At 40.8% G+C, this 26569-nt stretch carries 22 protein-coding genes; 12 read left to right on the forward strand and 10 right to left on the reverse strand.

Annotated features, from left to right (window positions below):
• The first annotated feature begins 33 nt into the window (after positions 1-33).
• The 3 genes from CSV69_RS06610 to CSV69_RS06620 all read left to right on the forward strand — a co-directional run bounded on the left by CSV69_RS06610 (position 34) and on the right by CSV69_RS06620 (position 4896).
• Positions 34-738 carry a pseudouridine synthase gene (locus CSV69_RS06610; protein ID WP_099624858.1) on the forward strand — a complete coding sequence of 235 codons (705 nt, stop codon included), beginning with the start codon at positions 34-36 and terminating at the stop codon, positions 736-738.
• Positions 739-999: 261 nt separating this feature from the next.
• Positions 1000-3417, forward strand: a complete 2418-nt coding sequence (locus CSV69_RS06615; RefSeq protein ID WP_233192335.1) for a bifunctional diguanylate cyclase/phosphodiesterase — start codon at positions 1000-1002, stop codon at positions 3415-3417.
• A 177-nt stretch (positions 3418-3594) separates the two neighbouring features.
• Complete coding sequence (locus tag CSV69_RS06620; protein WP_232319498.1) at positions 3595-4896, forward strand: uracil/xanthine transporter; 1302 nt, start codon at positions 3595-3597, stop codon at positions 4894-4896.
• Between the two features lie 27 nt (positions 4897-4923).
• Here CSV69_RS06620 and CSV69_RS06625 read toward each other — a convergent pair whose 3' ends face one another.
• From CSV69_RS06625 to CSV69_RS06655, 7 genes are all read right to left on the reverse strand, one after another.
• Positions 4924-5535 carry an SAM-dependent methyltransferase gene (locus CSV69_RS06625; protein WP_099624860.1) on the reverse strand — a complete coding sequence of 204 codons (612 nt, stop codon included), beginning with the start codon at positions 5533-5535 and terminating at the stop codon, positions 4924-4926.
• Between the two features lie 47 nt (positions 5536-5582).
• Entirely contained in the window at positions 5583-7154 is a 1572-nt protein-coding gene (locus CSV69_RS06630) for a sensor domain-containing diguanylate cyclase (RefSeq protein ID WP_099624861.1), read from the reverse strand.
• 127 nt (positions 7155-7281) lie between these two features.
• Positions 7282-7899 carry an NAD(P)-dependent oxidoreductase gene (locus CSV69_RS06635; RefSeq protein WP_099624862.1) on the reverse strand — a complete coding sequence of 206 codons (618 nt, stop codon included), beginning with the start codon at positions 7897-7899 and terminating at the stop codon, positions 7282-7284.
• Positions 7900-7970: 71 nt separating this feature from the next.
• Positions 7971-9419, reverse strand: a complete 1449-nt coding sequence (locus tag CSV69_RS06640; RefSeq protein WP_099624863.1) for a phospholipase D family protein — start codon at positions 9417-9419, stop codon at positions 7971-7973.
• Between the two features lie 105 nt (positions 9420-9524).
• Positions 9525-10301: an ABC transporter ATP-binding protein gene (locus tag CSV69_RS06645; RefSeq protein WP_085427531.1), complete on the reverse strand. Its 777-nt coding sequence runs from the start codon at positions 10299-10301 to the stop codon at positions 9525-9527.
• 63 nt (positions 10302-10364) lie between these two features.
• Positions 10365-12050, reverse strand: a complete 1686-nt coding sequence (locus tag CSV69_RS06650) for a BCCT family transporter (protein WP_085427532.1) — start codon at positions 12048-12050, stop codon at positions 10365-10367.
• Positions 12051-12233: 183 nt separating this feature from the next.
• Positions 12234-13481, reverse strand: coding sequence for an EAL and HDOD domain-containing protein (locus CSV69_RS06655; RefSeq protein ID WP_099624864.1), 1248 nt, complete (start codon positions 13479-13481; stop codon positions 12234-12236).
• Between the two features lie 281 nt (positions 13482-13762).
• Here CSV69_RS06655 and CSV69_RS06660 point away from each other — a divergent pair, with 281 nt between their 5' ends.
• The 5 genes from CSV69_RS06660 (at position 13763) to CSV69_RS06680 (ending at position 18759) form a co-directional block, all read left to right on the forward strand.
• Positions 13763-13978, forward strand: coding sequence for a spore coat associated protein CotJA (locus CSV69_RS06660; RefSeq protein ID WP_085427534.1), 216 nt, complete (start codon positions 13763-13765; stop codon positions 13976-13978).
• A complete protein-coding gene (locus CSV69_RS06665) occupies positions 13978-14241 on the forward strand; it encodes a spore coat protein CotJB (RefSeq protein ID WP_099692991.1) in 264 nt (87 codons plus the stop codon). Before CSV69_RS06660 ends, CSV69_RS06665 begins: the two co-directional genes overlap by 1 nt.
• Positions 14242-14277: 36 nt before the next feature.
• Positions 14278-14847 (forward strand): manganese catalase family protein, encoded by a 570-nt coding sequence (locus CSV69_RS06670; protein WP_099624866.1) that lies wholly within the window; start codon positions 14278-14280, stop codon positions 14845-14847.
• A gap of 106 nt (positions 14848-14953) precedes the next feature.
• Positions 14954-16630 carry an ABC1 kinase family protein gene (locus CSV69_RS06675; RefSeq protein ID WP_232319638.1) on the forward strand — a complete coding sequence of 559 codons (1677 nt, stop codon included), beginning with the start codon at positions 14954-14956 and terminating at the stop codon, positions 16628-16630.
• A gap of 71 nt (positions 16631-16701) precedes the next feature.
• The gene (locus CSV69_RS06680) at positions 16702-18759 is read left to right on the forward strand and encodes a catalase (RefSeq protein WP_099692992.1); all 2058 of its coding nucleotides are present in this window, start codon (positions 16702-16704) and stop codon (positions 18757-18759) included.
• A gap of 618 nt (positions 18760-19377) precedes the next feature.
• Here the strand turns inward: CSV69_RS06680 and CSV69_RS06690 are convergent.
• Complete coding sequence (locus tag CSV69_RS06690; protein WP_099692994.1) at positions 19378-20262, reverse strand: LysR family transcriptional regulator; 885 nt, start codon at positions 20260-20262, stop codon at positions 19378-19380.
• A gap of 111 nt (positions 20263-20373) precedes the next feature.
• Here CSV69_RS06690 and CSV69_RS06695 point away from each other — a divergent pair, with 111 nt between their 5' ends.
• The 3 genes from CSV69_RS06695 (at position 20374) to CSV69_RS06705 (ending at position 23453) form a co-directional block, all read left to right on the forward strand.
• Entirely contained in the window at positions 20374-21564 is a 1191-nt protein-coding gene (locus CSV69_RS06695) for a coenzyme F420-0:L-glutamate ligase (protein WP_085427540.1), read from the forward strand.
• A 128-nt stretch (positions 21565-21692) separates the two neighbouring features.
• A complete protein-coding gene (locus tag CSV69_RS06700; protein WP_085427541.1) occupies positions 21693-22505 on the forward strand; it encodes an alpha/beta fold hydrolase in 813 nt (270 codons plus the stop codon).
• A 3-nt stretch (positions 22506-22508) separates the two neighbouring features.
• Complete coding sequence (locus CSV69_RS06705) at positions 22509-23453, forward strand: GGDEF domain-containing protein (RefSeq protein ID WP_099692995.1); 945 nt, start codon at positions 22509-22511, stop codon at positions 23451-23453.
• 53 nt (positions 23454-23506) lie between these two features.
• Here CSV69_RS06705 and CSV69_RS06710 read toward each other — a convergent pair whose 3' ends face one another.
• Together CSV69_RS06710 and CSV69_RS06715 are read right to left on the reverse strand one after the other, a co-directional pair.
• Entirely contained in the window at positions 23507-24691 is a 1185-nt protein-coding gene (locus CSV69_RS06710) for an MFS transporter (RefSeq protein WP_099692996.1), read from the reverse strand.
• Positions 24692-24703: 12 nt separating this feature from the next.
• A complete protein-coding gene (locus tag CSV69_RS06715; RefSeq protein WP_099624870.1) occupies positions 24704-25123 on the reverse strand; it encodes a MarR family winged helix-turn-helix transcriptional regulator in 420 nt (139 codons plus the stop codon).
• Between the two features lie 165 nt (positions 25124-25288).
• On the opposite strand from CSV69_RS06715, the gene CSV69_RS06720 reads away from it, so the two are divergent.
• Entirely contained in the window at positions 25289-26521 is a 1233-nt protein-coding gene (locus tag CSV69_RS06720) for a dicarboxylate/amino acid:cation symporter (protein WP_233192336.1), read from the forward strand.
• The last annotated feature ends 48 nt before the right edge of the window (positions 26522-26569 follow it).

A 26569-nucleotide genomic window follows, 5' to 3' on the forward strand; every position in this document is an offset into this window, starting at 1 on the left:
CTTATTGTGACAAGTGTGGGGAGGAGAGTCTTTATGCGAATCAATAAATTTCTAAGCGGTGCAGGTATTGTATCTAGGCGTGGCGCAGATCAGTGGATTGCTGACGGTCGCGTTAAAATCAATGGTCAGCTCGCAGAACTCGGAAGTAAAGTTGAAGCAAGTGACCAAGTTGTTGTAGATGGCAAACTGGTTCAACAAGAAGAACAACTAGTGTATATTGCACTCAATAAACCAGTAGGTATTACTAGTACGACAGAGCGCCATATTAAAGGAAATGTTGTAGACTTCATTAACCATCCACTGCGAATTTTCCATATCGGTCGATTGGACAAAGATTCAGATGGCTTACTACTATTAACGAATGACGGTGATATCGTCAATGAAATCTTGCGTGAAGAACATGGACACGACAAAGAATATATCGTCACAGTCGATAGTCCAATTACTGCTTCTTTTATCTCACAAATGGAAAGCGGCGTGAAGATTCTCGACACCGTAACGAAACCTTGTACGGTGAAGAAACTAGGACCCAAAACTTTTTCCATTATCTTAACACAAGGTCTAAATCGTCAAATTCGCAGAATGTGTGCAGCGCTTGGCTATCATATTCATCGCTTGCAACGTGTACGAATATTAAATATTGAACTGGGTGATCTACCTATTGGTGAATGGCGAGAACTGACTGATTCAGAACGCAATGAACTATTTAAAACCTTACAATATGAACCAAAAAGATAAAAAGACTGTGGAGGCTTCACTGAAGCTTCCACAGTCTTTTTTGCTACGTTAAATATCACGCAACTAGTGACACTTCCAATAACCTATATGTATTTCTCTTAATAACTAGTTCAAAACTCTCTCATTCATGTTATAATCAGACAGATAAAGTGTATACTTCCGCCTATTAGGTATTTCTATATAATTTCACGACTCTCACACTAACAAGACACAGGACTATTCTATTTACTATAACTACTTTAAATGAAAGGATGTGCCTTTATGCCGTTACATACTCCTAGTATTTCTCCACATCTGTCTACTCTGCTTGATGAGAAATTCTGTATATCTCTTATCGACTTAAGTGGTCGTCTAACCTATGTAAACCAAAACTTTTGTGAGCTGACGGGCTATGACGAAGACGAATTAATCGGCAGAACATGGGGAAAATTGAATAGGGGAATCTCTACTGAAGATACGCTTTATATGCTTGCAGAACACTTTATGCATGATACCGTCTATCAAGAAGCGATTCAAATCTCTTCCAAGTCCGGCACAGTACACTGGCTGGATATCACCATTGTACCCATTTATGATACCGCTGGAAACTTAACAAATTATCTTTCACTTGATATTGACGTGACTGGATCCAAGCTCGTCTCCAATGAGTACGCTAAAACACGTACCGACTTGCAAAATTTCAAATACGCACTGGACGAATCAGCAGTAGTCGTCATCACCAATCCACAAGGCGTTATTACTTATGTCAATAACCGCTTCTGTACTCTTTCGGAGTATTCACGTAAGGACTTGATCGGCAAAACACATCGAGTAGTTAATTCTGGTACACATCCTAAAAGTTTCTTTGCTGATATGTGGAAAACGATTCAGTCCGGTCAAGTATGGAGGGGGGTTATCCGAAATAAATCAAAGTCCGGAAATTTGTATTGGGTTCACACGACGATCGTTCCGTTCATCGGTTCGGATGGCAAACCTTTTCAATACATTTCCATACGCCAAGATGTAACATTGCAGATGGAAGCAGAAAAATCACTGGAATTGGCATTAAAAAATGATTTCAGTTTGACTGTGAAAAATCTTCAAAATGCTATTTTTAAATACTGTTTTAATGAAAACAATCAAATTACTATAACTTTATTAGAAGGAAAAGTAATTGAACAGTTAGGAATTACTGCGGATACTCTAAACCAATTCATACTGGACAAAAAGTTTAATTTATCTACATTTAAACGCCATCTTTTAGGTGCTCTACTCGGCCGCGTTGCACAGTTTGAAATTGACTATCAATCTAGAACCTTCCTCGTTTACCTCTCCCCTATTTTCGAAGGGGAAAATGTAATCGAAGTTGTAGGTACCGCTAGCGATATTACAGACCGCAAAGAAGCTGAACGTTTAGTAGAACATATGGCATTTCACGATCATCTGACCGGTTTGCCAAATAGACGATTATTAAAACAGACTGTAGAAGACCTAATCGAGACCAGAATAAACAGCCGAGAATCTTTCGCCTTGCTTTATATGGATTTAGATCGATTTAAAAACATCAATGATTCTATGGGACATTATATAGGAGATCAATTGCTAAAAGCAGTTGGCACAAGATTACAAACTCTCGTTAGACAAAATGATTTAGTTGGCCGACTCAGTGGTGATGAATTTCTTATACTGTGTTCTTCCACGACAAAACAAGGAGCACAAATGGTTGCCCAGCGAATCGTCAATGAAGTATCGAAGTCTTTCCTCATAGAAAACTTGGAGATATTTATCGCACCAAGTATCGGGATCAGCATGTTTCCCGAGGACGGTGCACGGTATGATACGCTGATCCGAAATGCAGACTCTGCTATGTATCTAGCAAAGCAATCAGGTAAGAGCACCTATCAATTTTTCACGGAAGAACTGTATAAAGATTTAATGGAACGAACATTAATTGAGATGGAATTACGTCAAGTTCTTCACAAAAAGGAATTATCTCTGCATTATCAGCCACAATTTGAATTTGATACTGGAAATATGATTGGCGTAGAAGCTTTGGTCCGTTGGCAGCATCCTTCGCGCGGAACGATATCTCCCGGACAATTCATTCCGATAGCAGAAGAAACTGGAATGATTCTCCCTATTGGTTTGTGGGTGCTTGAAACAGCTTGTAAACAAGCTAAAGAATGGCAAGACCTAGGTTATACTTCCCTGTTAATGAGTGTCAATGTTTCATTACGTCAGTTTAAAAGTATTAGTTTTGTGACGGATGTCAAAGATACACTTCATAAAACTGGTCTGCAAGCCCGCTATTTGAATATCGAAATAACGGAAAGCATGACTTCTGACGTGGACTATTGCCAAAACATATTACAAGAGCTGCGAGATATCGGTATTAAGATTAGTATCGATGATTTCGGCACAGGCTATTCTTCGTTAAGTTATTTATCCAGGTTCCCTTTAACTCATCTGAAGATTGATCAATCGTTTATACGAGAGCTAAGTACCAATTCAGTAATCGTGAAAGCTATTATCGACTTGGCTAAGAACTTGCACTTACGCGTGATTGCTGAAGGAGTAGAAACTTACGAGCAAGCTGAGTTCCTCAAGACACTCAACTGTGATGAAGCGCAAGGTTTCTTATATTCTAGACCCGTGCCTTCTGACGAACTATTACTGTTATTAAAAGATATACAATCATAGTATGAGCCGGCAGACTTTCATCTGCCGGCTCTTTTTATTGCGGAAAATGATATCTTAATCCTTTTCCATCAGGTAATTGTAGGAAATATTATTCAATCAATTAGTTTTATGCTATAGTTTTCTTTATATTTCAATTTTTCTTTATACATAGACAAGTATTTACAGGGAGAGATGAGAATGGGCACTAATCAAATGCGGTACTCCATTACCGCATTGGCAGGATTTCAATGGCTGTTCTTTATGTTCGCTAATACAGTTGTAATTCCGATCTCAGTCGGTACTGCTTTTGAGCTTGAGCAGATTGAAATCGTTTCGGCAATACAACGTTCCTTTATTTTTACAGGACTTGCTTGTTTACTGCAAGGAGCATTTGGACACCGCTTGGCGCTGTTGGAAGGTCAGTCAGGTTTATGGTGGGGTGTCGTGCTCAGCTTGGCAGGGACTGCAAGCGCTATGGGTTTAAGTTTAACGACTGTTGGAGGTAGTATTGCAGTTGGCGCCATGATTTCTGGTGTATTGGTAGCTATTCTCGGGACGCTTGGCATGGGAGAAATCCTCAAAAAGTGGTTCACGCCCACTGTGATGTTCGTATTTCTATTGCTGCTTGCCAATCAATTGATCACGATCTTCCTAAAAGGAATGATTGGTCTAAATGATGGAGAATTTATCAGCCTGTCAACGACCCTATTTTCATTTGCTCTAGCAGGTCTGACGATTCTAGTTCATGTGAAAGGAAAAGGAATCATCAGCAGCTTGAATTTACTTATTGGTATGACAGTCGGATGGATCGGTGCCACACTGATTTTCCCACAAGAAGCTACTGAAACGATCAAAGCCACTCCATTTATACAATGGTTTCCTTGGGGTGAGCCTACACTGGAAATCGGTATCGTTATTACGGTGGTGATTACGGGCTTATTGAACACGACCAATACAATTGCCACACTAAAAGGTGCTGAGGATATATATGAAAAAGAAACTACCAAGAGACAGTATAAAACTTCCTTCTTCATTACCGGAGTATTAAATATTGGAGCAGGGGCATTAGGTCTCGTACCATATGCGCCTTACGCTTCATCCATCGGCTTTCTACAATCTACTGGAATAAAAGACAGAGCTCCATTTTTCATCGGCTCTATACTGTTCATTATCCTTGGACTGGTACCGCCACTCAGTGCCTTTTTCTCTACTATCCCACAAAGTGTAGGAAACACAGTATTATTTGTGGCCTATTTACAGCTATTCCGTTCGGCTTTGCGTAATGTGGAAGGTTTAACGTTCGAGCCTAAAAACATTTATCGTGTCGCATTGCCTGCGCTTCTCGGGTTGTCAATCATGACATTGCCAGCTGCAGTATTTTCTTCCCTTCCAGAACTATTACAACCACTTCTTTCTAGTGGGTTGCTAGTAGGTATCTTGGCAGCACTCGTGATGGAGTTAATCTTCTGGATTGGTCAACGGTTCAGTCATGTTATATGAATATGCAAACAGCCCTCATCTCATGGATTAGGGCTGTTTGTATGTATACACTAAGAAGCGCTCGGCTTTATCATGGAGTTGCAAATGTGTAATAGGTATCTCTGCTATTTTCTCGAATGACTGATGGCGATGAAGGAAATAGACGTACTCATCAGTCGGATAATATAAAATGATTTCTAAGGCACGTGGTGAGTATTCTGCTGATTTTAGAATTCGCTGAACTACAGAGCGAAATATATCAAGAGAGAATGGATTAAAGAAGTAGAACGTTACAGCTTCTGCCGGAATGATATAGTTCTCCGCTATACAGCATTCAAATGTAATGGAACCAGGTCTCTTAGGAAACGCTTGTCGATACTCCATTAAGTTGGTCATGGCATCTCGGTGTAACACACTATTCATTTCAATACCTATCGTATCTAAGCAAAAAAGATGATTCACATAAAATGGGACTCTTCCTTTTCCGCATCCAAAGTCGATCAAGCTTCCTTCTTTCAACAAATCATGGTGGGTAAATAAATAATCTAGCATCTCGTAAGGCGTCGCTTCATAACGATTATAATGTGATGATTGATGAATCCACTCACGAACGCCAAGTGTTTTGATGTGCAAGCGTTTATCCATGGACTGCTCTAGCATTTCTCTATCCCCTTCCTTAGGTACACATTCAAGAAAACCTCGGCATATTACTCATGCCGAGGTTCATCGGGAACGACGATGGTCTTATTGCGTCCTGTACGTTTGGCTTCATATAGACTTTGATCCGCCAACTCGATAAGACGCGCTGGATGATTTGCATGCAGTGGATAGGCAGCGACCCCAGCTGATATCGTGATCACTTCACCACAAGGACTGATCGTGTCCTCCAGTTTTTCACGAAGCCGTTCTGCTGTCAAATAAGCAGTCACCTTATCTGCTTTCGGTAAAAGAATGACGAATTCTTCACCTCCGTAGCGACAGCAAATGTCTTGTTCGCGAACCGTTCGTTGCATTAAGTCAGCTAAATAAATCAATACTTCGTCACCAACTGAATGACCATAACGATCATTGACACGCTTAAACTTATCTATATCTAAAATAATGAAAGCGAATGGTATTTCATCAGCTACCCATTGTGACATAAGACTATTCATGGTTCGACGATTGGTTAACTTCGTCAGTGGATCTGTTGTTGATTCATGTATAAAATAGTTTATCTCTTTTTTAAAGTAATCTAAACTATTCAACACGGCTCCTTTTAACTGCCTTGCTTCATAGTACCAATCCGAGATACTTTCCATTTTTTCTTTTTGATCTGATTCTATACTGCTTTCGGTATAATATGCTAACCTCTGAAGCGGCAGGGCGATCTTTCTAGAAAAGTATCTAACGAGTAAGAACGATAGTAGTAGTAATGGCAAAGACTTAAATGCCATCTCTAACACCATATCTCTGGCAGGAGCGACGGAAACATCCAATGGTCTTTGTGATACGATTCCCCAATTAGCAATTGGTAGATATGCATATCCTGCCAACATCGGAATTCCTTTTGTGTTGATCAATTCCAAAAAACCACTATTTCCGCTACTTACCTTTTGAACAACAATATTACTGGAGACATTATCTTTTAAGCGTTCTTCAAGCTGATGATAAATCAATTTACCTTCCGTATCCACCACATATACATAGGAGCCATCATCATAGAAATGATCCCCCAGAATTTGTTCTAGCACGTTCGGCTTATGTAGGTATATAGCACCGCCTAAAAACCCTTTATACTCCTGATTGACTATTAAAGGGACACTGATAAAAACGATTAGTTCACCAGTGATTCCTACGTAAGGCGGGGATATAGTAGGTTTTTTTTCTTTAATAGCTTGTTGCGCACCGAATGAAGTTAACTTTTTTCCAAGTAGGTCTAGACTTGGTGGCGATACACCGAGTACAACACCTTCATCAGAAGAAACAGCAACTGAATTGAATGTACTTGTCTGCTGCCTGATACGCTCTGCTATTTGATTCAACTGAGGTTGTGCTTTTGAATCTTCTAGAAGAGGTAGTACTTCTACCGCATTAGTTTCAAGTGTTTTTAACGTATCACGCAAAAAGGCATCAGTAGTAGATGACAACTTCTTGGCATATGCATAGTTCGTTTCCAAGGTCGAGTCTATCAAGTTTTGCTTGTTTACACGATAGCCAACCGTAGTACTAGTCAGAAACGTTAAAACGATAGCCAAGGTTGCTACGACTTGAATTAAACTTTTCAAGGACCATCTCATCTATCTTCTAATCTCCTTTCCTCTATGCTACTATTATATCATAAAGGAAAGAAAAGGTAATGAGGTGTTTTAATTCAAAACGTACAAAGCGCTAAGTAATTCGAACATAATTTACTATATAAAAATGTTAATATGAGATACCGACTCTATATCCTATTTCTTCTCCCTTACATAATTCATCATAAGCAAATGCAGCCGTATCTCCAGTAGAGATCTTCGCTCCATCTATAGGCAAGTAGTCTCTTTCTGTTCGATAAGTCCCAAGCGCCTCTCCGTCAGGTAAATAGGTAGGACAAACTATTGTCCAATCCAAGCCTGAATTTTGCAGCATAGTGAATACTTTATGATGCTCTTCTGCTGCAAATGTCAATTTGCGATGAGATTCATTCGATTGATAGCGTAACTTCGACGGTTCTGTTCTACTTTCCAATATACCCGCTGTACCAATCGTGACAATTCTTAGGATTCGATGTTCTTGCATTCCCTCAATAATAGCAGGTATTGCTTCTGTAAGCGTTGTTGTTTTATCAGTGCCGAGAGCACTCACGACTGCTTCAGCACCCATCAACGCATTTTTCACTGCAGTAGAATCACGTACGTCACCTTTAATAATAGTGAGGTTTTCTTGCGCTTCACATTTCTCTGGCGACCGAACAAATACCGTTACCTCATGACCGTCTGCTAATGCATGACGGACTATTTCGCTACCCGTACGTCCTGTTGCTCCAAAAACGACTATTTTCATTTATTATTCCTCCCGCTTCTTTCAAGCATCTACTTTATTCAAGCTGTTACTTGATTTCTATCACATAACACTTAATACGTTGTCAGCTTCACCCAACGCTGCAATGCATAAATTCCGCGCTGGAAAAACGTCAGGCTGTCTTGATATTCTTCTACATCCAGAGTATATAATGCATCTTCGTTATTCCATATTCGATCGAAATATTCATTAATTTCGTCTGTTAACTCGCTGTCAGTCGGCGCTATAATGCGGAGATTTGCTTCTAAGTTATAATCTCTTAGCGTGCGCTCTGTTATATTGGAAGATCCATTTGTAATGTACGTCTTGTCCGCGGTCTGTACAGTTACTAACTTCGTATGGTATTGACCAATTACGGTATTATACCAACGCACCTTAATTTTATCATCTGTATTTTCCCTGATTTCCTGTACTACTGGGCGATTGGGTAATCCTGATTTTTTACTGCCAAATGAATTTTCATTCGGATCCAAGACGATCTCTACATGAACACCACGATTGGCTGCTTCTTCTAACGGTCGGATCACTTCCTGCTCCGAAAGATAAAACATACCCATCCGAATCAGATCTCCTTTTTTCGCCTTTTCGATATCACTAACTAAAGCATCTAGTACTTTACTTTCCGTTACGTACTGAACTTGATAGGGTCCTTTTTGTTCTTCCGCTTCGATTCGCGGCAATTTTCCGCCTGACGAATACTGAAGCACAGCTTCCTCAGATTCCAATATATCATTCTGCACTGGACCCTTTACTTTAAACGCCACATTGCCATGGCGACCGCTTGCTGCGTGTGGATTAGATGAAGTCACCAATGCAGCTTGTTCAGTCACTAATGTTTTACGATGATTCGCTTTTACGTTTAGCAATTTCAGGTAAGAAGAAAACTTCACATCTGGTGCATCACTGGCTAAGAAATTAGGGAAATGATTCCCCCCCTTAAAATCAAACCATTGAAGGAAGATACGATATACACCCGAGTATAAAGGCATGGAATCACGTAACGGTTCCAAATCTGTGTAAACTACTTGAACCCCTGCTTTTTCAAGCGCTTTAAACCACTCGGATTCATACGATTCATAGCCGGTATTTATCGGATCTGTTATGTAAACGATGGGCATGTCGGGGAACTCTTCTTTCTTCTTTTCGAGAACGTCTGTTAGTTGATCAGCTATTTGAGGAAAGTCTTCTTTCTCATCATAGTAGTCATCCATTAAAAAGAAATCGAGGACAACAAACTCTTGCGCATCTTTAATCATTTCAAATACTTCATTAAAAATACGGAGTTCTGATTTATAATGATCTTTCTCTTTCGTTTTTGAATATGTCAAATCATAAATGAACTCTACTTCTTCTACTTGATGCAAATCTCCTTTGTAGGAGATACCAGGTGGTAATGGTTTATATGTTTGCCATAGCATGACGCCTGCATATAATAATGCAAAAAACAAAAGTACATAAGACGCTATACGTTTCTTTGTCCACTTGCGTTCCACTTTCTTCATAAGAGCCCACCCCCTTTTTTACTTGCTATGTACACTACGATTCAAGCTCGTTACTCTTACTTAACATCCCCTCTTCTTTTTGCTATAAACAACAATACGGTCCTATTATTTTATCGATAGATAAGGTCTTTCAGCGCGCCACTCGATCGTTACAGGAACTTGATACGTCTCTGATAGGAGTTCATCTGTCAATACCTCTTTTTTAGGACCGCTTGCAACGATCTTTCCTTCCTTTACCAATAGAGCATGAGTAATTTCAGGAACGAGTTCTTCAATATGATGCGTGACATAAATGAGGTGAACATTATTCTTCGTGGCAATTTTAAGTGCTTCAAGAAATTGTTCTCTCGCCAAGATATCCAGGCCGGAACACGGCTCATCTAAAATTAATAAATCAGGCTCTCCCATTAATGCGCGAGCGATTAACACTCGACGCTTTTCCCCTTCAGACAGCAGTCTAAATTTCTTTCCTTTTACATGTTCCAATCTAAATTCTTGTACTAGGTAACTCGCTCGTACCCAGTCTTCATCCATGATTTTATCGTAAATACCGAAGCTTGCGAATTTACCACTGATCACAATCCGCTCAATTGATTCATTCCAGAAATAGTCCGAGAACTTCTCTAGGGAACTACTGACGAAGCCAATCTTTTTGCGTAATTCAGGTAAGTAGGCATTACCAAAGCGCTTACCCAGTACTTCCACTTCACCACCAGACGGAATTTCATATGTAGAAATAATAGATAATAATGAAGTCTTACCGGAACCATTTAGCCCAAGCATTCCCCATTGCTGTCCCTGTTCTATCTCCCAACTAACGTCTTGCAGTATTTGATGATCCCCTCTTATAAACTGAACGTCTTCTACTTTTACAATTGCCATATACATTGCCCCTCCTGCGGTAAAAGACCGGTTCGTGCAAAAGCAACGAACCGGTCCCTTCTATTATTCATTCTTTTCTTTCTCAACTTCAAGATACTTCTTTTTCTCAAGTTCTTGATACTTTCTATCGTTCTTTTCTTTTATCTTTTTTGCCTTTTCAGCTTCTCTGCGTGCTTTCTTCTCTTTTTCACTTTCTTTGCGTTTGCGTCTCTTCTTGACTTCGCCTTCTACGTGCTCAAATTGACGTATATCTGTCGGTCTGACAGTAATCGGTTCTTTGGTCAGTAGTTTTGCTAGAGAGAAGATTAATAATAATAGAAGTAATGTAAACGGCAAGGCGGATACAAGTGATGCTGATTGCAAAGCTTCTAATCCACCTGCTGATAACAATACAGCTGCAATAGCAGTCATAAGGAATCCCCAGACGAATTTAACAACCAATGGAGGGAACAAACTGCCACGCGTTGTCATACTAGCTAAAATATACGTAGCTGAGTCGGCAGACGTAATCAGGAATGTAAAGATCAATACGATAGCGAGGAACGATACAAGACCGGTCATCGGTAAGTGTTGAAGCGTCGCAAAAATTGCAGACGTAACATCTTTGTCTACTTCTTCTGCAATCTGTGTGCCATTGCGTAAGTCACTGTATAAGGCAGTTCCTCCAAGTGTTGCAATCCACATACAAGAAAATGCTGGTGGAATAACCATGACCCCCATGATGAACTCACGGATTGTCCGGCCCTTGGAGACGCGCGCAACAAATGCACCTACGAACGGAGACCATGCAATTGTCCAAGCCCAGTAGAATATCGTCCAGTCCTTCACCCATGTACCACCCTGATACGGTTGCAGACGCAAGCTGTACGTAATGAAGTTATTGATATAATCTCCTATAGCTAGTGTAAAGGTTTCTAGTATAAATACTTTCGGTCCTACTATAAAGAAAAATAACAATAATGCAATCGCCATACCTAAGTTGAAGTTTCCTAAGTACGCGATTCCTTTACTTAAGCCGGATGAAGCAGAGGTCATATACGCAACGAATACTACTGCAATAATGATTAGTTGAATGGTGAATGTACTCTTAATGTTAAATACATATTCCAATCCCCCACTCATTTGTAGAACACCCATACCTAGTGAAGTAGCAATACCCATGACAGTTGCTACTACCGCAAATGAATCAATACCTGTCTTCACGTGACGGTTACTACCTATTAAGGGCTCGAGTGCGGTTGAAATTAAACCGTCCTTTTTCTTCCGGAACTGTAGGAAGCCAATGACCAAACCTACAATACCAAAAATAGCCCATTGTGAAATGCCCCAGTGGAAGAAAGAATACCCCATCGCTATACGAGCAGCTTCTTCTGTCTGCGCTTCAACGCCTGCCATAGGAGACTTGAAGTAGTGACTCATTGGTTCCGCCACACCCCAGAATACCAATCCTACACCGAACCCAGCAGAGAACAGCATGCCAATCCATGTGAAGAATGGGTACTCTGGACGTTCCGTGTCGCCACCCAAGCGGATTGCGCCAAATTTACTGATTGCCAATCCTACCAAAAACACGATAATGATAAATACTGTTAGTAAGTAAAACCAACCAAAATTATCTGTTGTGAAATGATAAAGTCTTTCAGATGCTTTTCCGAATGATTCAGGTATAACTGTTCCTAATACAACAAGCACAAAAATAAATATGGCGGAAATTGAGAACACGGGATTTTTCCAGAATTTTTTATCCACTACTATCGACTCCTAGTGTTCATTTGGTAACTCTCTTACTACACTCCATACCCTAATTTCACGAGATATAACGTATTTCCGTTTATACATATTACAGAAAAGAAAGTTTCTGAACAGATTATAACTGTATATACTACACATCAAAAAAGGCATCTTCAAGAGAAAATGCCTTTTCGTATGTATTCAACTCAAGTCTTCCTCTATTCCATGTGACCAGCGCATGGCTTGAAGGTAGATCTCACTTAACACTTTCTTTGGGATCGACAGCTCAGCAGATAACCGTTCTACGGTTTCCCAGTCAAAACATTCTACAGCTTTAACCAATTGTAGATAAGAAGACATTTCAGTCTGTTTTCCATTTAACGTGGCAATAATGACGTCCGATAGTGATAGCAACGGCAATATGTCTTCCCATTTCCGACGCATTACCGCATCGATCAATGAAAACATGCCTGTGAGAAAGTATTCATCCTTATTTGGTTTTCTATTATACTTCGCCAACTGTTCACATGTTCTTGCACGACGAAGTGACAATTCAACGAGCACTTTCACACGACCATCCTGTTGCTCTACACCTAAGTCATGCAACATCAGAACCTGCAACCACTTCTTTGTACCGTTTAAGCCAATCAACATAATCGCTTGCTTAATCGAGCTGATTTGCCGTGGAATATCGAAGGCTAGTGAATTAATAAAACGCAATAGTTTATAGGAGATCGAAACGTCACGCATAATCAGATCGCAGAGTTGATTAATGGATTGAGTATCCTTACGGAAATAATCAATAATCTGTAAGTGCACTAGCGTATTAGGTGGAATATCTGCACTTTTAATAATTTCTGGTTTCGCAAAGAAATAACCTTGAAACAAATCATATCCACTTCTTAATGCAAGTTGATAATCCGCTTCCGTTTCTACTTTTTCTGCTAGTAAAATCAGCTTTGGATATTTCCGTAAAAATGTAGCAATACGATTTTTCTGAACTACACTCGTCAGCATGAAATCTACTTTGACAATATCTACGAGCTCAAATAACTGGGAGTACATCAAGTACTGGTCTTGTAAAATAAAATCATCAAGCGCTAACGTGAAACCCGCTTCTTTAAACATGCGTAAACGATGTAACAGGGCAGGAGTGATTTCCACGTCTTCCAGAATCTCTATAACGACTTGATTGTGATCTAAACTCATAAATAAATCCTGCGCCAATAGCTCGCCTGAGAAGTTAATGAATGAACGAACACCACTCGTTACTTGATCAATTCCTACAGAGAGGAATGTATTGACCAACAAACTAATTGTAGCCTGTTCGGGGTTAATATCAGGAAAGAAGTTCTCTTCGCTATTTCGATACAATAATTCGTATGCGTATATATTACCTGACCGATCAAATATCGGTTGTCTACCGATAAAGATGGAGTAATCATCCATTTAGTTCATCTCCACGTTTCATTTAAATATCTCACTTCATTTGTATTCATTCCACAGAACTAGGCATTTAAAGTAATTTACTAGTCATTTTAGCCGTCTAATTCTTTACTCCCTACATTGTACTAGATTTCAATGTATTTATAAATACGTTAATTACATATAACTATTGCGTGACATGAGTTTTTGACTACTAAGGTTCATCTGGCCGTTGCACAGAGTGATTATGTTTAGTCATACGACATGAGAAAGTTACATATCTTGCGTAGAGGAGTTGATAACGAATGGATTACACGTTCACAGGCAGTTATGAACCGTATATTTCTCCATGGGATCCGTGTCCACCTGTCAAAGTCAAAACGTTTTCCTTACCGCCTCAACTATTTATGAATTTCCAGCCCGCTTCACTTCCACAATTCTCACCTGCTGAAGCTTTACAACATGGGTCGCTGTGGCCGGCACTAGTCGATGGCTATTCAAAAAGGGAGGGGATCTCCTGATGGATGCGACTGAGCGAAGAGACATGTTGAAGAATGTGCAGCAAGCCGATTTTGTAGTAGTCGAACTGACACTCTATACCAACACGCACCCTGAAGATCAAGAAGCTCTTACGCAATGGAGACTTGCTATTAAAGAAGCGGCTAGGTTACGAAAATTGTATGAAAAGCGTTTCGGACCGCTTTCGCTGCATTCCATACCGTCGGAACAAGCAATTAATACAGGTTGGCGTTGGAACCAAGCACCTTGGCCATGGCAAATGTAGTCTTAAATACACACTAGGTTACTGGAGGGAATATGGATGTGGGTTTATGAGAAAAAATTATTGTATCCGGTAGAAGTCAAAGAGTGTAACCCAAAACTTGCGAGGTACATCGCGGAGCAATATGGTGGTGCAGACGGCGAACTCGCTGCTGCATTACGCTATATGAATCAGCGCTACACCGTTCCTGACAAAGTGATCGGCGTACTGAATGATATTGCAACCGAAGAGTTTTCCCATTTAGAAATGCTAGCTACCATGATTTACAAATTAACGAAAGACGCTACACCAGAACAACTTGAAGAAGCTGGTCTTGGTGCACATTACGTCAATCACGGTCATGCGCTGTTTTATGAAAATGCGGGTGGTGTACCCTTTACGACAACGTACATCCAAGCAAAGGGAGATCCGATAGCTGATTTGTACGAAGATATAGCAGCGGAAGAAAAAGCGCGCGCTACGTATCAATGGATTATCGATATTTCAGACGATGCATGGATTAATGATTCTCTAAAGTTTCTAAGAGAAAGAGAGAACGTCCATTCACTGCGTTTCCGTGAAGCGGTCGAAGTCTTGAAGGATGAACGTGACAGGAAAAAAATCTTCTAAAATAGAAGGGTCTCCTTTTCTCTTTTCAACAGAGAGGACGGAGACCTTTTTAGTGTTTAATTATACGAGTTCAATGGTATCTTTTGTAGAGAGGGTAGATACGGAGGTGTTCTTTTTGTTAAAACGAAGAATGAAAAATGCACAACGTTCACAAGAAATCATCAATGTCTTTTTAAGAAATGGATTTAGTCACATCTTATTTCGTCTTGGACTGACAGATCGTAAATTCGCTTCTGCGGACGAACAAGTTGATTTGAATTTGTATCATGTCGGTAAAAAACTACGAACTGCATTAGAACAACTTGGACCAACTTTCGTAAAGCTTGGGCAAATCGCCAGCGGCCGTCGGGATTTAGTGCCTGAGGAAATTGCTTCAGAGCTTGAGAAACTACAAGACCACGTAGAATCTTTTCCATTTGAAGTCGTGAGGGAAATCATCGAGCATCAATTAGGTGGAACGATTGAAGAACTCTTCTTGGAATTCAATGAAAAACCACTCGCTTCAGCTTCTATAGGTCAAGTGCATACCGCTCGTTTGCCTAGCGGTGAACACGTAGCGGTGAAAATCCAGCGACCTAATATCCAACGACAAATAAATACTGACCTAGCCATCTTGCACGACTTGGCAGGGTTTCTCGAGAAGAATATGGACTGGGCGAAAGCGTATCATATAAAAGATTTAATCTATGAATTCTCCCATTCACTACGGGAGGAACTAGATTACCAACTGGAAGGCCGTAACGCTGAACGGATCTCGCAACAATTTGTGAAAGATCCTACGATTCAAGTCCCAGTAGTCTACGATGAATACACTACGCGTGTTGTCCTAACAGCGGGACTGGTCACAGGTATTAAAGTGAGCAATGTCGGACAACTAGACCGCGAAGGGTATGATCGTAAGGTGATCGCAGAAAGAATTGCGGATTCTATGCTTTCTCAAGTAATGGAAAACGGCTTTTTCCACGGTGATCCCCATCCGGGTAATATTTTCATTGCACCTGGAAACGTTATTCATTATTTAGATTTCGGTATGGTCGGTCAACTAAGTAAGGAAATGACTTATCATTTCATTTCCTTACTCGTCGCCTTACAAAGAGGAAATATCGCTCGATTAATCGATGTATTCGAAGCTATGAATATTTTACATGAAAAAACTAACACAGATGCATTGTATCGTGACTTGCAGATTATTCAGCGGAAATATTATGAAACATCACTTACAGACTTAAGATTAGGTGATGTATTCATGGAGATTTTCTCAATTGCTTATCGACACCGCATCCGTCTGCCAAATGAAATCGCCATTCTTGTAAAAGTGATTCTTACACTTGAAGGTGTACTAGGAAAGCTGGATCCTTCTTTTAGTATTATGAAAGCCATCGAACCGTATGGTAAAAAGATGGTGTTCAAACAATTCGACCCACGCTACTTACTGGAAAACGGCTGGCATACCTTTGTAAAGAATGCTGAAATTTTATCCGAGTTACCAAACGATATGAAAAAAGCTATCAAAACTATAGAAAAAGGTAAAGTGGAATTAGACGTCGGCTTGAAGCAAACGAACATTATATTCCGCCGGCTTGATAAGATTGCCAATCGCTTATCCTTAAGTATTGTGTTGTTGGCATTTAGCATTCTCATGGTTGGTCTCATTATCGGTTCTGCTATCGCTGGACAAACAGCTCTCTTCTTAAAGTTACCTCTCATTGAAGTCGGCGCGGTCATCGCAGCCTTAATGTTTACTTATTTATTATTTTCCATCATACGTTCCGGTAGAATATAGTCTTCAGTTTATCCTCTCGTAATTGGGGAATAGGATAGGCAGACTACTATTTTACGATGGGAGGATTTTATGTGAAGAAAGATCATCAAGTAAATGAAGAGAGTAAAAATAAACAACTAGAGACGTTTCGCGCATACGATGGCGAACACGCTATGACAACGAATCAAGGTTTGAAGATTTCAGAAGATGAGCACTCCCTAAAAGCAGGGACGCGTGGTCCGACGTTGATGGAGGATTTCCATTTCCGAGAGAAAATGACGCACTTTGACCACGAGCGGATTCCGGAGCGGGTAGTTCACGCACGAGGATTTGCGGCGCATGGTGAATTCGAAGTGTACGAGTCCATGAAGAAGTATACGAAAGCAGGATTCTTACAGGAACCAGGTATCAAAACTCCTGTATTCACTAGATTCTCTAGTGTAGCAGGGAGTAAAGGTTCCGCTGAAACCGTACGTGACGCGCGAGGTTTTGCTGTGAAGTTCTATACGCAAGAAGGAAACTACGATCTAGTCGGAAATAATATACCGGTTTTCTTTATTCAAGACGCTATTAAATTCCCTGACTTAGTACATGCTGTGAAACCCGAGCCTCATAACGAAATGCCGCAAGCCGCTTCAGCACATGATACATTTTGGGATTTTGTTGCGAACAACCAGGAATCTGCACATATGGTCATGTGGCAAATGTCCGACCGTGCCATTCCTCGGAGTTTCCGAATGATGGAAGGTTTTGGTGTTCACACGTATCGCTTTGTAAACGATCAAGGTGAAGCGCACTTTGTGAAATTCCATTGGAAACCAAAACTCGGTGCCCACTCATTAGTTTGGGATGAAGCGCAGAAGATTAACGGTAAAGATCCTGATTTCCATCGTCGTGATTTATGGGAATCAATTGAAAATGGCAACTTCGTGGAATTTGAACTTGGCGTACAGTTACTAGAAGAAGAAGATGAATTCAAATTTGATTTTGACATTCTAGATCCTACTAAGTTATGGCCCGAGGAAGACATTCCGGTAAAAATCATTGGGAAAATGACTTTAAACCGCAACGTAGACAATGTATTTGCTGAAATGGAGCAAGTAGCATTCCACCCCGGCAGCGTAGTACCTGGAATTGATTTCTCGAATGATCCATTGCTACAAGGAAGACTGTTCTCTTATACAGATACGCAGTTGATCCGTCTAGGCGGACCTAACTTCCATGAGTTACCTATCAACCGACCGGTCTGTCCATTCCACAATAACCAGCGTGATGGATATGGCAGACAAACGATCAATGTCGGACAGACTCACTATCATAACAATTCATTATCCAATAATAAACCAGACACGAGTTCCGAGGAAGATGGCGGTTATGTACATTACCAAGAGAAGGTAGAAGGTCGCAAAATACAAGCCCGAAGTGATTCCTTTAAGGATCATTTCTCACAGGCCCGTCTATTCTGGAACAGTATGTCCGACGCGGAAAAAGAGCATATCATCGCAGCGTTCAGCTTTGAAATTGGGAAAGTGAATGATATGAATGTGAGAAAACAAGCGGTAGATATGTTTGCTAATGTCGATATGGATATGGCGACTCAAGTTGCAGATGCAGTCGGTGTCGATGCACCAACAGATGTTTCGCAGTCCACCGAATCCAAGTCATCCCCTGCCCTTAGTCAGGAAAACATGGCAAAAGTGCCTGATACGCGTACAGTAGCCGTATTAATCGCAGACCAATTTGACGATGATGCACTTGAGCCATTTTTGAAGGCTTCATTGGACGCAGGTATGACAGTTGATATTGTGAGCGAGAAGTTCGGTAAGCTGACCGGACAGAACGGAGCGACAGTCGATGTCGACGAAACGCTACTGACGGTACATTCGGTTCTATACGATGCATTGTATGTTGTGGGTGGGAAAGCGAAGCAACAACAGAAGTTCGATGCAGATGTCGCTGATTTCGTTAATGAAGCGTATATGCATTTCAAGCCGATCGGATCTGCTCCAGCGGCGAAAGAGTTGATGGAGAAGTCGAAGGCAAAACCAGGTCCTGGTATTTTGATGGACTTAACAGTTTCAGGCGAAGGCGAGCAATGGGTAGAGGCTGTTGCACACCACCGTTTCTGGGATCGTAATATTTACGCATAATCAAACACAGGCTGTCACAAGAAGATCCCCTTCTTGCGACAGCCTTTTTTTATGTATGGAGTTAAGTTCGAAGTCAAAAGCTTAAAAGGGGTGAATGACCTTGTCTGGACAAGGGGATGGAAGCTCCAGTTGGCGGACGCTTTCCCATGGGCTCTCGGTGAGCCAACCAGTTCGCTGCGCTCTCTTTTGGTTGTCTCTCCTTTCGAGCTGATCCTGCGGGAAGAGCCGTAACGAAGGACGGCTTTTGCGAGTAAAAGCGCAGCGTTAGGAGCACGTCTTTGCACTTCGCCGCCAACTTCCGCTTCCATCCTACGTTGATAGTAGTGGTACTTAGATCACTCATTGTAAGTAGTGTTTGAATTATTGTTTTGTCTTAACTTATTTAGATTCAAGTACGGAAGTTCAAAACCTATACAAAACTTACTTTAATGCACAACAAAAAGTGTTACCTACTCACACTGCAAAGGATTGGCGCGTAGGAGGGGCGACTCCGGGAGGATAAGCGGGACAGGTGAAACACCCTGTGAGCGAAGTGAGCGGTGTGGTTCACCGCCCGCCCTCCGGAAAGCGTCCCCTCCGAAGCACCAATCCCCTACCCCAACACCACCGCAAGCTTATCTAATTCTTCCCCAATATCCCAATAAACTTCGAAGCGGCTGGTGATAATGACACTCCCTTTAGGTAGCAAACGCCGATGCTACGCTTAGGAATGGGCTCCAAAAACTCTACTTCCTGCAGCTTGCCTTGTTCTAGATACTCCGCTGAAAACTCCCTTACGACGCAAGCAATCCCTAAATTAATCTGCGCAAACTCCAGCAATAGCTCATGCGAACCTAACTCGAACTCGGGATAGATCTTGACGCCTTGCTTCAGCAAATATTCCTCCACATACTGACGGGAATTGGACTTCGGCTCTAGTAAAATCAATGGTAATCTCGAAAGTTCCTGCAACGGTATAGGCTTCATGAACAACTTTTTAAACCTCTCGCCGTAAACAAAGGTATCCTGCACATCGAAACAAGCGCGTTTCTCCAAAGAATCATCTTCAATTGGAAAATTACAAATCACGATGTCCACTTCACCAGACTTCAGCGCAGCGATCAATTCCAATGTTGTGCCATTAATGATCTTGAAGCGGATACTTGGAAAGTTTGTATGAAAAGCTTCTAGGTAAGGAAGCAGATAATAACGAGAAATCGTGTCCCCTACCCCAATCTTTAATTCACCTGAAGAGAGGTTTTTCAATTCCTTTAACTTTTCATTGCCTGCCTCGATTAAATTCAGTGCCGAATTGACATACTCATATAGTAACGATCCCTCATCTGTCAGTGTGACACCTTTGGAAGTCCTATTAAACAGGCGTGTGTCTAATGCTCGTTCCAACTGTGAAATAATCTGGCTGACTGCGGGTTGTGTCATGAAAAGACTCCTTGCCGCTTTTGAAAAGCTTTCATTTTGAACAACTGTACGGAATACTTTATACCACTCCAAATTGATAGACATATAACCCCACCTTATATCCCCTATTAAGTATATTAATTTTACTTATACCATGAAAGCACGCTATAATACAAAGAAGAGTGATCAAATAAGTTTCACTAAGGAGCGATTGTTTTGGGAAGAGTTGTAGGAACGGTTGTTAGAGGATTGCGTTGCCCAATCATTAATGAAGGCGACAATATTGAACAGATCGTAGTGGACAGTGTCATAGAAGCATCTGAAAAAGAAAATATTACATTTCAAGATAAAGATATCGTCTCGATCACAGAGTCGATTGTAGCGCGTGCACAAGGTAACTATGCAACGATCAGCGATATCGCTAAGGATATTGAAGCAAAATTCGGTGATGATACGATTGGTGTCATTTTCCCTATTCTTAGCCGCAACCGTTTTGGAAACTGCTTACGCGGTATCGCGAAAGGTGCAAAGAAAATCGTATTGATGCTTAGCTACCCTTCCGATGAAGTCGGTAATCACTTGGTTGAGCTAGATCGTTTAGATGAAAAGGGAGTTAATCCTTGGACTGATGTATTGACTGAAGCAGAGTTCAGAGAGCATTTCGGTGATAACAAACACCCATTCACGGGCGTTGATTATATCGAATACTATAAATCATTGATGGACGAGTTCGGTGTAGAACACGAGGTCATTTTCTCCAATAATGCGAGAACGATTTTGGACTATACGAAGACAGTCTTGACATGCGATATTCATACACGTTTTAGAACAAAGCGTATTTTGGAAGCAAACGGTGCCGAAAAGATTTACAGCCTAGACGACATCTTGGCAACTTCCATTGACGGCAGTGGCTACAATGAAGAGTTCGGTTTACTCGGCGCAAACAAAGCTCAAGAAGACAGTATCAAACTATTCCCACATAGCTGTCAGCCTATAGTAGACAACATCCAGAAAATGCTTAAAGATCGAACTGGAAAACACATTGAAGTAATGGTGTACGGAGACGGTGCATTTAAAGACCCGGTAGGTAAGATTTGGGAACTGGCTGACCCAGTCGTATCACCTGCTTATACGGAAGGCCTTGACGGTATTCCAAATGAAGTGAAACTAAAATACTTGGCTGATAATGATTTCTCTGAGTTACGTGGAGAAGAGCTAAAGAAAGCTGTTACTGATTTCATTGAGAAGAAAGATACTAATCTAATGGGATCCATGGCTTCACAAGGAACGACTCCTCGTAAGCTGACAGATTTAATCGGTTCATTATCTGACCTAACTTCAGGCAGCGGCGACAAAGGTACACCTATCGTCTTTATCCAAGGATACTTCGATAACTACACAAACTAAGAATAAATACCTGTGAGAATACTCACAGGTATTTTTTTAATTTATCGTCTAAATATTATAATACAATCTATATTCTATGCTACAATGGTAATAATTTGAGTGATTGTCATCAGAAGGGATTTGGGTGTATGTCTATAGATATCAAGAAAAGAAACGCAGTACATATAACAGGTTCAGGAGAACAAACTATCATGTTCGCACACGGCTTTGGTTGTGATCAGACGGTATGGAATCATGTCATACCTGCTTTTGAAGAACATTATCAAGTTGTGACATTCGACTATGTCGGCTCTGGCAAAAGTGATAAAACGGCTTATTCAGCAGAACGCTATGAAACATTGCCTGGCTATGCTTTAGATGTAATAGAAGTGTGTGACGCACTGAAACTAAAAAACATTATCTATGTCGGACACTCCGTAAGTGGAATGATTGGTGTACTTGCCTCAATCCAAAGACCTGATCTGATGGAGAAACTAATCATGATTGGTCCTTCACCTCACTATTTGAATGAACCTAATTACATTGGTGGTTTTGAACGTGAGGATATTGATGAATTGCTTGATATGATGGAGATGAACTATAAAGAATTCACTAAGTATCTAGCGCCGATTGCGATGAAAAATGAAGACCGTCCACATCTATCTGAAGAGTTTGAGTGCATGCTGGATACAAATGATCCCGCTATTGCACGACGCTTTGCGGAAGCAACATTCATGTCAGATGTTCGTGGAGAATTATCTAAGGTTACGACAAAAGCGCTTATTTTACAGCCAACCGAAGACACGATCGTACCGATTGAAGTAGGTCACTATATCAAAAACTGCATTTCGGGCAGCGAATTGGTTATCATGGAAGCAAAAGGGCATAATCCACACATCAGTCATCCTGAAGAGACGATTAAGGAAATTACACGTTTTATTGAAAAGGACAGGAGCGTATAAATCATGGATGAGCGGTTGAACTTATTGCCTTGCGGATATTTCGTCTTAACAAGTGATTGGGAATTTGTTGAAATGAATAAGACGATGCGAGATATATTGCGCTTGAATAAAATGCCGTGCCATATGCATGATGTGTTAACAGTTCCATCCAGAATATATTTTCAGACCTATTTTGTACCTTCTATTTCTGTACATCAAGAAGTACGGGAAATGTATTTAAACTTCAAAGTAGAAAAACGAACAGTTCCTGTATTAATGAATGTCAGTAAACGCGATGGACTGTATGAAGGAGTGATCGTGCAGATTAAAGTACGAGATGAATACGAAAATCAGTTGTTGAAGTCTAAGAAAGAAGCAGAGCGAATTCAGCAACGAACAGATGAAGCTTACAATAAACTACTTGGATTGCTCGAAGAAGTAGAGTACAAGCAACAACAACTTTTGGAGTTAAATGGAGAATTGCAAGAGTTGGCTACTCGCGACGAATTGACTGGACTGTATAATCGTCGCGTGTTTCAAAGAAGTCTCGATGCCGCGATTGATCGTGCAGAACACTACGAGGCGCACTCATTTTCTTTACTGCTATTTGATATTGACCATTTCAAAACTGTCAACGATACTCATGGCCATCAAGTAGGCGATGATGTATTGAAGGAGCTGGCTTGTAAGCTAGAGAACAGAATTGATTCTCCAGACTTAGTAGCGCGTATTGGTGGAGAAGAGTTTGCCGTACTATTTGACGACCCTAATCATCAAAATAACTGTACAAAGGCAGAAGATCTTCGCCGCTATATACAAGATTCAGAATGGGTCAGTATAGCGATCACTGTCAGTATGGGAATCACAAGTTATCAGGGTGGTGATCAATCCAGTAATATTTACGTTAGAGCTGACGATGCCCAGTATGCTTCTAAACGTAATGGACGAAATTGCCTAACATGTTTATAAAAAGACACTACAAAGTGAACATTGTAGTGTCTTTTTTATATAATGTATTAAACTTATTCCACAACAGGACGTCTGCGGGTCCGACTGAATAACATGAAGAACGCTAACGCAATAATGACAACGAGCATTAGTACTAAGTATAGTTCTTGGTAGCCGATAATCGGTACAAGCAACCCTAGTACGTAGGGTCCGAATCCGAATCCGAAATCGAGGAAGATAAAGAATGTCGATGTAGCCACACCTAAACGCTCAGGCTTCACACCTTGCAAAGCAATCGCTTGTGCACACGATTGGAAGTTACCAAAGCCGAGCCCAATAATGCCCCCTGCTAGAAGTAACATCCACCCTGCACTTGTGGCGCTTAACAATAGCAATCCTCCCGCAAATAGTATGAGTGAAGGATAAACAACAAAATTATTACCCTTTACATCCAACAGCTTGCCTGTGTACGGTCTTGAGAACAGTACAGCAATGGCATAGACTAAAAAGAAGAAGCTAGCTGTACTTACCAAGTTGATTTCTGCTGCATAAAACGAAATGAATGATAACACACCCGAATATGCTACAGCCGCTAATAACGTAACGAATGCAATAGGTAATGCACGCATTTCCAATAAACCCCGAACGCCAAGTTTCTTCACGGCCTCTGGTAAATCCTTTTTAGGCATAACCGCCGGTGTCTTCTTAACGAAAAAGAACATCGCTCCACAGCAGACACTAATAGCTAAACAAAACATAAAGAGCACATTGAACTCATAACGTTGGCTAAGGAAGATACCGAAGAACGGTCCAATAGCCGTTGCCAACACTGTGCTTAAACTAAAATACCCAATCCCTTCACCTCTTCGTGATGGCGGAAGCATTTGAGCCACCATAGTACCTGTTGCGGTAGATGAAATACCAAGACCAATTCCATGAAGGAATCTGTTGGCCATCAATAATGGTAAGCTAACAGCACCAAAGTAAAAGGCAGAGGCTACTATAGTTACAGCTAATCCGATCAATAAGATATTTCGACTCCCCATCCTTTCTATCAATCCGCCTACTGCCAGACGTGCAATAAGTGTACCGATGATGAAAATACCTGATACAAGTCCTGCAACACTAGTCGATACACCATATTCTTCTACCGAAAAAGGCGCGATGGTGACAATAAGTAAATACATCACCAGCATCAAAAAGAAATTAATAATAGATATTACGATAAAGTCCTTTTTCCAAATTTTCTTATTCTCCATTCGATCACTCTCTTATTTATGTAGATTTTGGTTAGCTAACTTCATAATACGGATACCTGCTTCTATATCTTCTCGTGTAGCGCCTTCAAGTAATCCTTCGTAAAATACTTCCAAGTCGGCCATCACCTTGATAACCGTAGCTTCTCCTTTTGGTGTTAATACAATCCATTTTTCTCTTCGATCTGTTCCAGGTCGGATAGTTACCATTTCCATTTCCAATAAGCGTTGAATGATTTTGGTTACACTCGGTTTCTCCACTTGTTTGCGTACCGCTATTTCTGCGGAAGTCATTTCGCCTTCAAACCACAGTAACTTTAGTATGCCCCACTGCGAATGAAATAATTGATAGGGTGCCAGCAATGTATTTAAACGATTCAACACAGGACGATAAAACTGAATATACTCAGTGAAAAACTGTTGGGATTTTTTCATATGTTCTTCTCCTCAATTAATTAGTTAGGGTGCCTAACCATTAATATTATTTTAAGCTTATTGCAATAAAAAGTAAAGTAAATGGATGTTAATGAATATAACTTTCTCGCATCTATATGATATGATGAAATGATCTACTTGAATAATAACGATACGAACGGGAGAGTGAACCCTATTTGGAATAAATATAAGAACACACCTTTTGTTGCTAAAATCACAATTGGATTTATCGCCGGTACATTACTCGGCATCTTTTTTAATGAATATACTACTTTCCTCGAGCCATTTGGGACATTGCTGCTAAATTTACTCAGCCTTATTGCGATCCCAGTCATTTTTCTTACAGTTGTTATGGCCGTCAATCAAATGAATTTAGCCCAGCTAGGTAAAATGGGCGGGAAACTCATTCTATACTATGCAGTAACAACTGCCGCAGCGGTATTGATCGGATTAACATTGGCTATGTGGATCAAACCGGGAAATAATTTAACACTGCCTACTGATGCAGTTGTAGAACCACCAGTTACCCCGGGATTCTCGGAAGTTCTATTGCAAATCGTACCAAAAAACATTTTCGCAGCCTTTACAGCTGGTGATTTGATGGCAATTTTATTTGTTGCGGTCATTATTGGCATGGCCATGTCTTCAATGAAGTTTTCTAAAGATACGAAACTTGTTGAGATGGGTGATTTGCTTGATCGTTTCTTTAGTGCACTAAATACAATGTTCTATAAAATACTTGATGGCGTCTTATTATACGCACCTATTGGTATTTTCGCAATCAGTGCCACGGCCTTTGGTCAACAAGGCTTGGAAACATTCCTTGGATTACTTTCATTCGTTGGGGTCTTCTATCTAGGCATATTGATTCTCTGGCTCTTTGTATACAGCGGATTCCTGAAACTGTTTGGAAATCCTGTATTACCGTTTTATCGCAATACGAAGGATGCCTATACAACTGCATTTTTCACTTCAAGTAGTATTGCATCATTGCCGATTGCTATTGAATCCGCAAAGAAAGCGGGTGTCTCCGAGAATACAGCGAACTTCGCTCTACCACTTGGTGCAGTCTTCAATTCTGACGGTGGTGCATTACGGATGGGTATTTCCATCGTCTTCGCAGCGAATATTACGAATCTGAACTTATCAGTTGGAGACTTGATCACTGTTATTGCAATCGGAACATTGCTTTCCATTGGCACTGCAGGTGTTCCTGCTGCGGGATTGGTCACGCTATCCGCTGTACTGACCATGTTTGGTCTCCCACTTGAAATCGTGGCATTAATAGCCGGAGTCGATGCATTAATTGGTATGGCAGGTACTGCTTCCAACGTCATGGGAGATATTGTAGGGGCTGCTGTAGTGGATAAGAAAACACCGCGTAAGAAATTTGCTTAACTAGCACTGTTGATCAATTTCGAGCTAGTGTGATGTTCTAAAATTAAA

This window comes from Sporosarcina sp. P26b (assembly GCF_002743245.1).
In the GTDB taxonomy this organism is placed as follows: Bacteria; Bacillota; Bacilli; order Bacillales_A; family Planococcaceae; genus Sporosarcina; species Sporosarcina ureae_C.

What these genes read in the sequence shown, in the direction of transcription:
- CSV69_RS06610 (WP_099624858.1), top strand. Translation starts at nt 34, where the DNA reads ATGCGAATCAATAAATTTCTAAGCGGTGCAGGTATTGTATCTAGGCGT.
- CSV69_RS06615 (WP_233192335.1), top strand. Translation starts at nt 1,000, where the DNA reads ATGCCGTTACATACTCCTAGTATTTCTCCACATCTGTCTACTCTGCTT.
- CSV69_RS06620 (WP_232319498.1), top strand. Translation starts at nt 3,595, where the DNA reads ATGGGCACTAATCAAATGCGGTACTCCATTACCGCATTGGCAGGATTT.
- CSV69_RS06625 (WP_099624860.1), bottom strand. Translation starts at nt 5,535, where the DNA reads ATGCTAGAGCAGTCCATGGATAAACGCTTGCACATCAAAACACTTGGC.
- CSV69_RS06630 (WP_099624861.1), bottom strand. Translation starts at nt 7,154, where the DNA reads ATGAGATGGTCCTTGAAAAGTTTAATTCAAGTCGTAGCAACCTTGGCT.
- CSV69_RS06635 (WP_099624862.1), bottom strand. Translation starts at nt 7,899, where the DNA reads ATGAAAATAGTCGTTTTTGGAGCAACAGGACGTACGGGTAGCGAAATA.
- CSV69_RS06640 (WP_099624863.1), bottom strand. Translation starts at nt 9,419, where the DNA reads ATGAAGAAAGTGGAACGCAAGTGGACAAAGAAACGTATAGCGTCTTAT.
- CSV69_RS06645 (WP_085427531.1), bottom strand. Translation starts at nt 10,301, where the DNA reads ATGGCAATTGTAAAAGTAGAAGACGTTCAGTTTATAAGAGGGGATCAT.
- CSV69_RS06655 (WP_099624864.1), bottom strand. Translation starts at nt 13,481, where the DNA reads ATGGATGATTACTCCATCTTTATCGGTAGACAACCGATATTTGATCGG.
- CSV69_RS06660 (WP_085427534.1), top strand. Translation starts at nt 13,763, where the DNA reads ATGGATTACACGTTCACAGGCAGTTATGAACCGTATATTTCTCCATGG.
- CSV69_RS06665 (WP_099692991.1), top strand. Translation starts at nt 13,978, where the DNA reads ATGGATGCGACTGAGCGAAGAGACATGTTGAAGAATGTGCAGCAAGCC.
- CSV69_RS06670 (WP_099624866.1), top strand. Translation starts at nt 14,278, where the DNA reads ATGTGGGTTTATGAGAAAAAATTATTGTATCCGGTAGAAGTCAAAGAG.
- CSV69_RS06690 (WP_099692994.1), bottom strand. Translation starts at nt 20,262, where the DNA reads ATGTCTATCAATTTGGAGTGGTATAAAGTATTCCGTACAGTTGTTCAA.
- CSV69_RS06700 (WP_085427541.1), top strand. Translation starts at nt 21,693, where the DNA reads ATGTCTATAGATATCAAGAAAAGAAACGCAGTACATATAACAGGTTCA.
- CSV69_RS06705 (WP_099692995.1), top strand. Translation starts at nt 22,509, where the DNA reads ATGGATGAGCGGTTGAACTTATTGCCTTGCGGATATTTCGTCTTAACA.
- CSV69_RS06710 (WP_099692996.1), bottom strand. Translation starts at nt 24,691, where the DNA reads ATGGAGAATAAGAAAATTTGGAAAAAGGACTTTATCGTAATATCTATT.
- CSV69_RS06715 (WP_099624870.1), bottom strand. Translation starts at nt 25,123, where the DNA reads ATGAAAAAATCCCAACAGTTTTTCACTGAGTATATTCAGTTTTATCGT.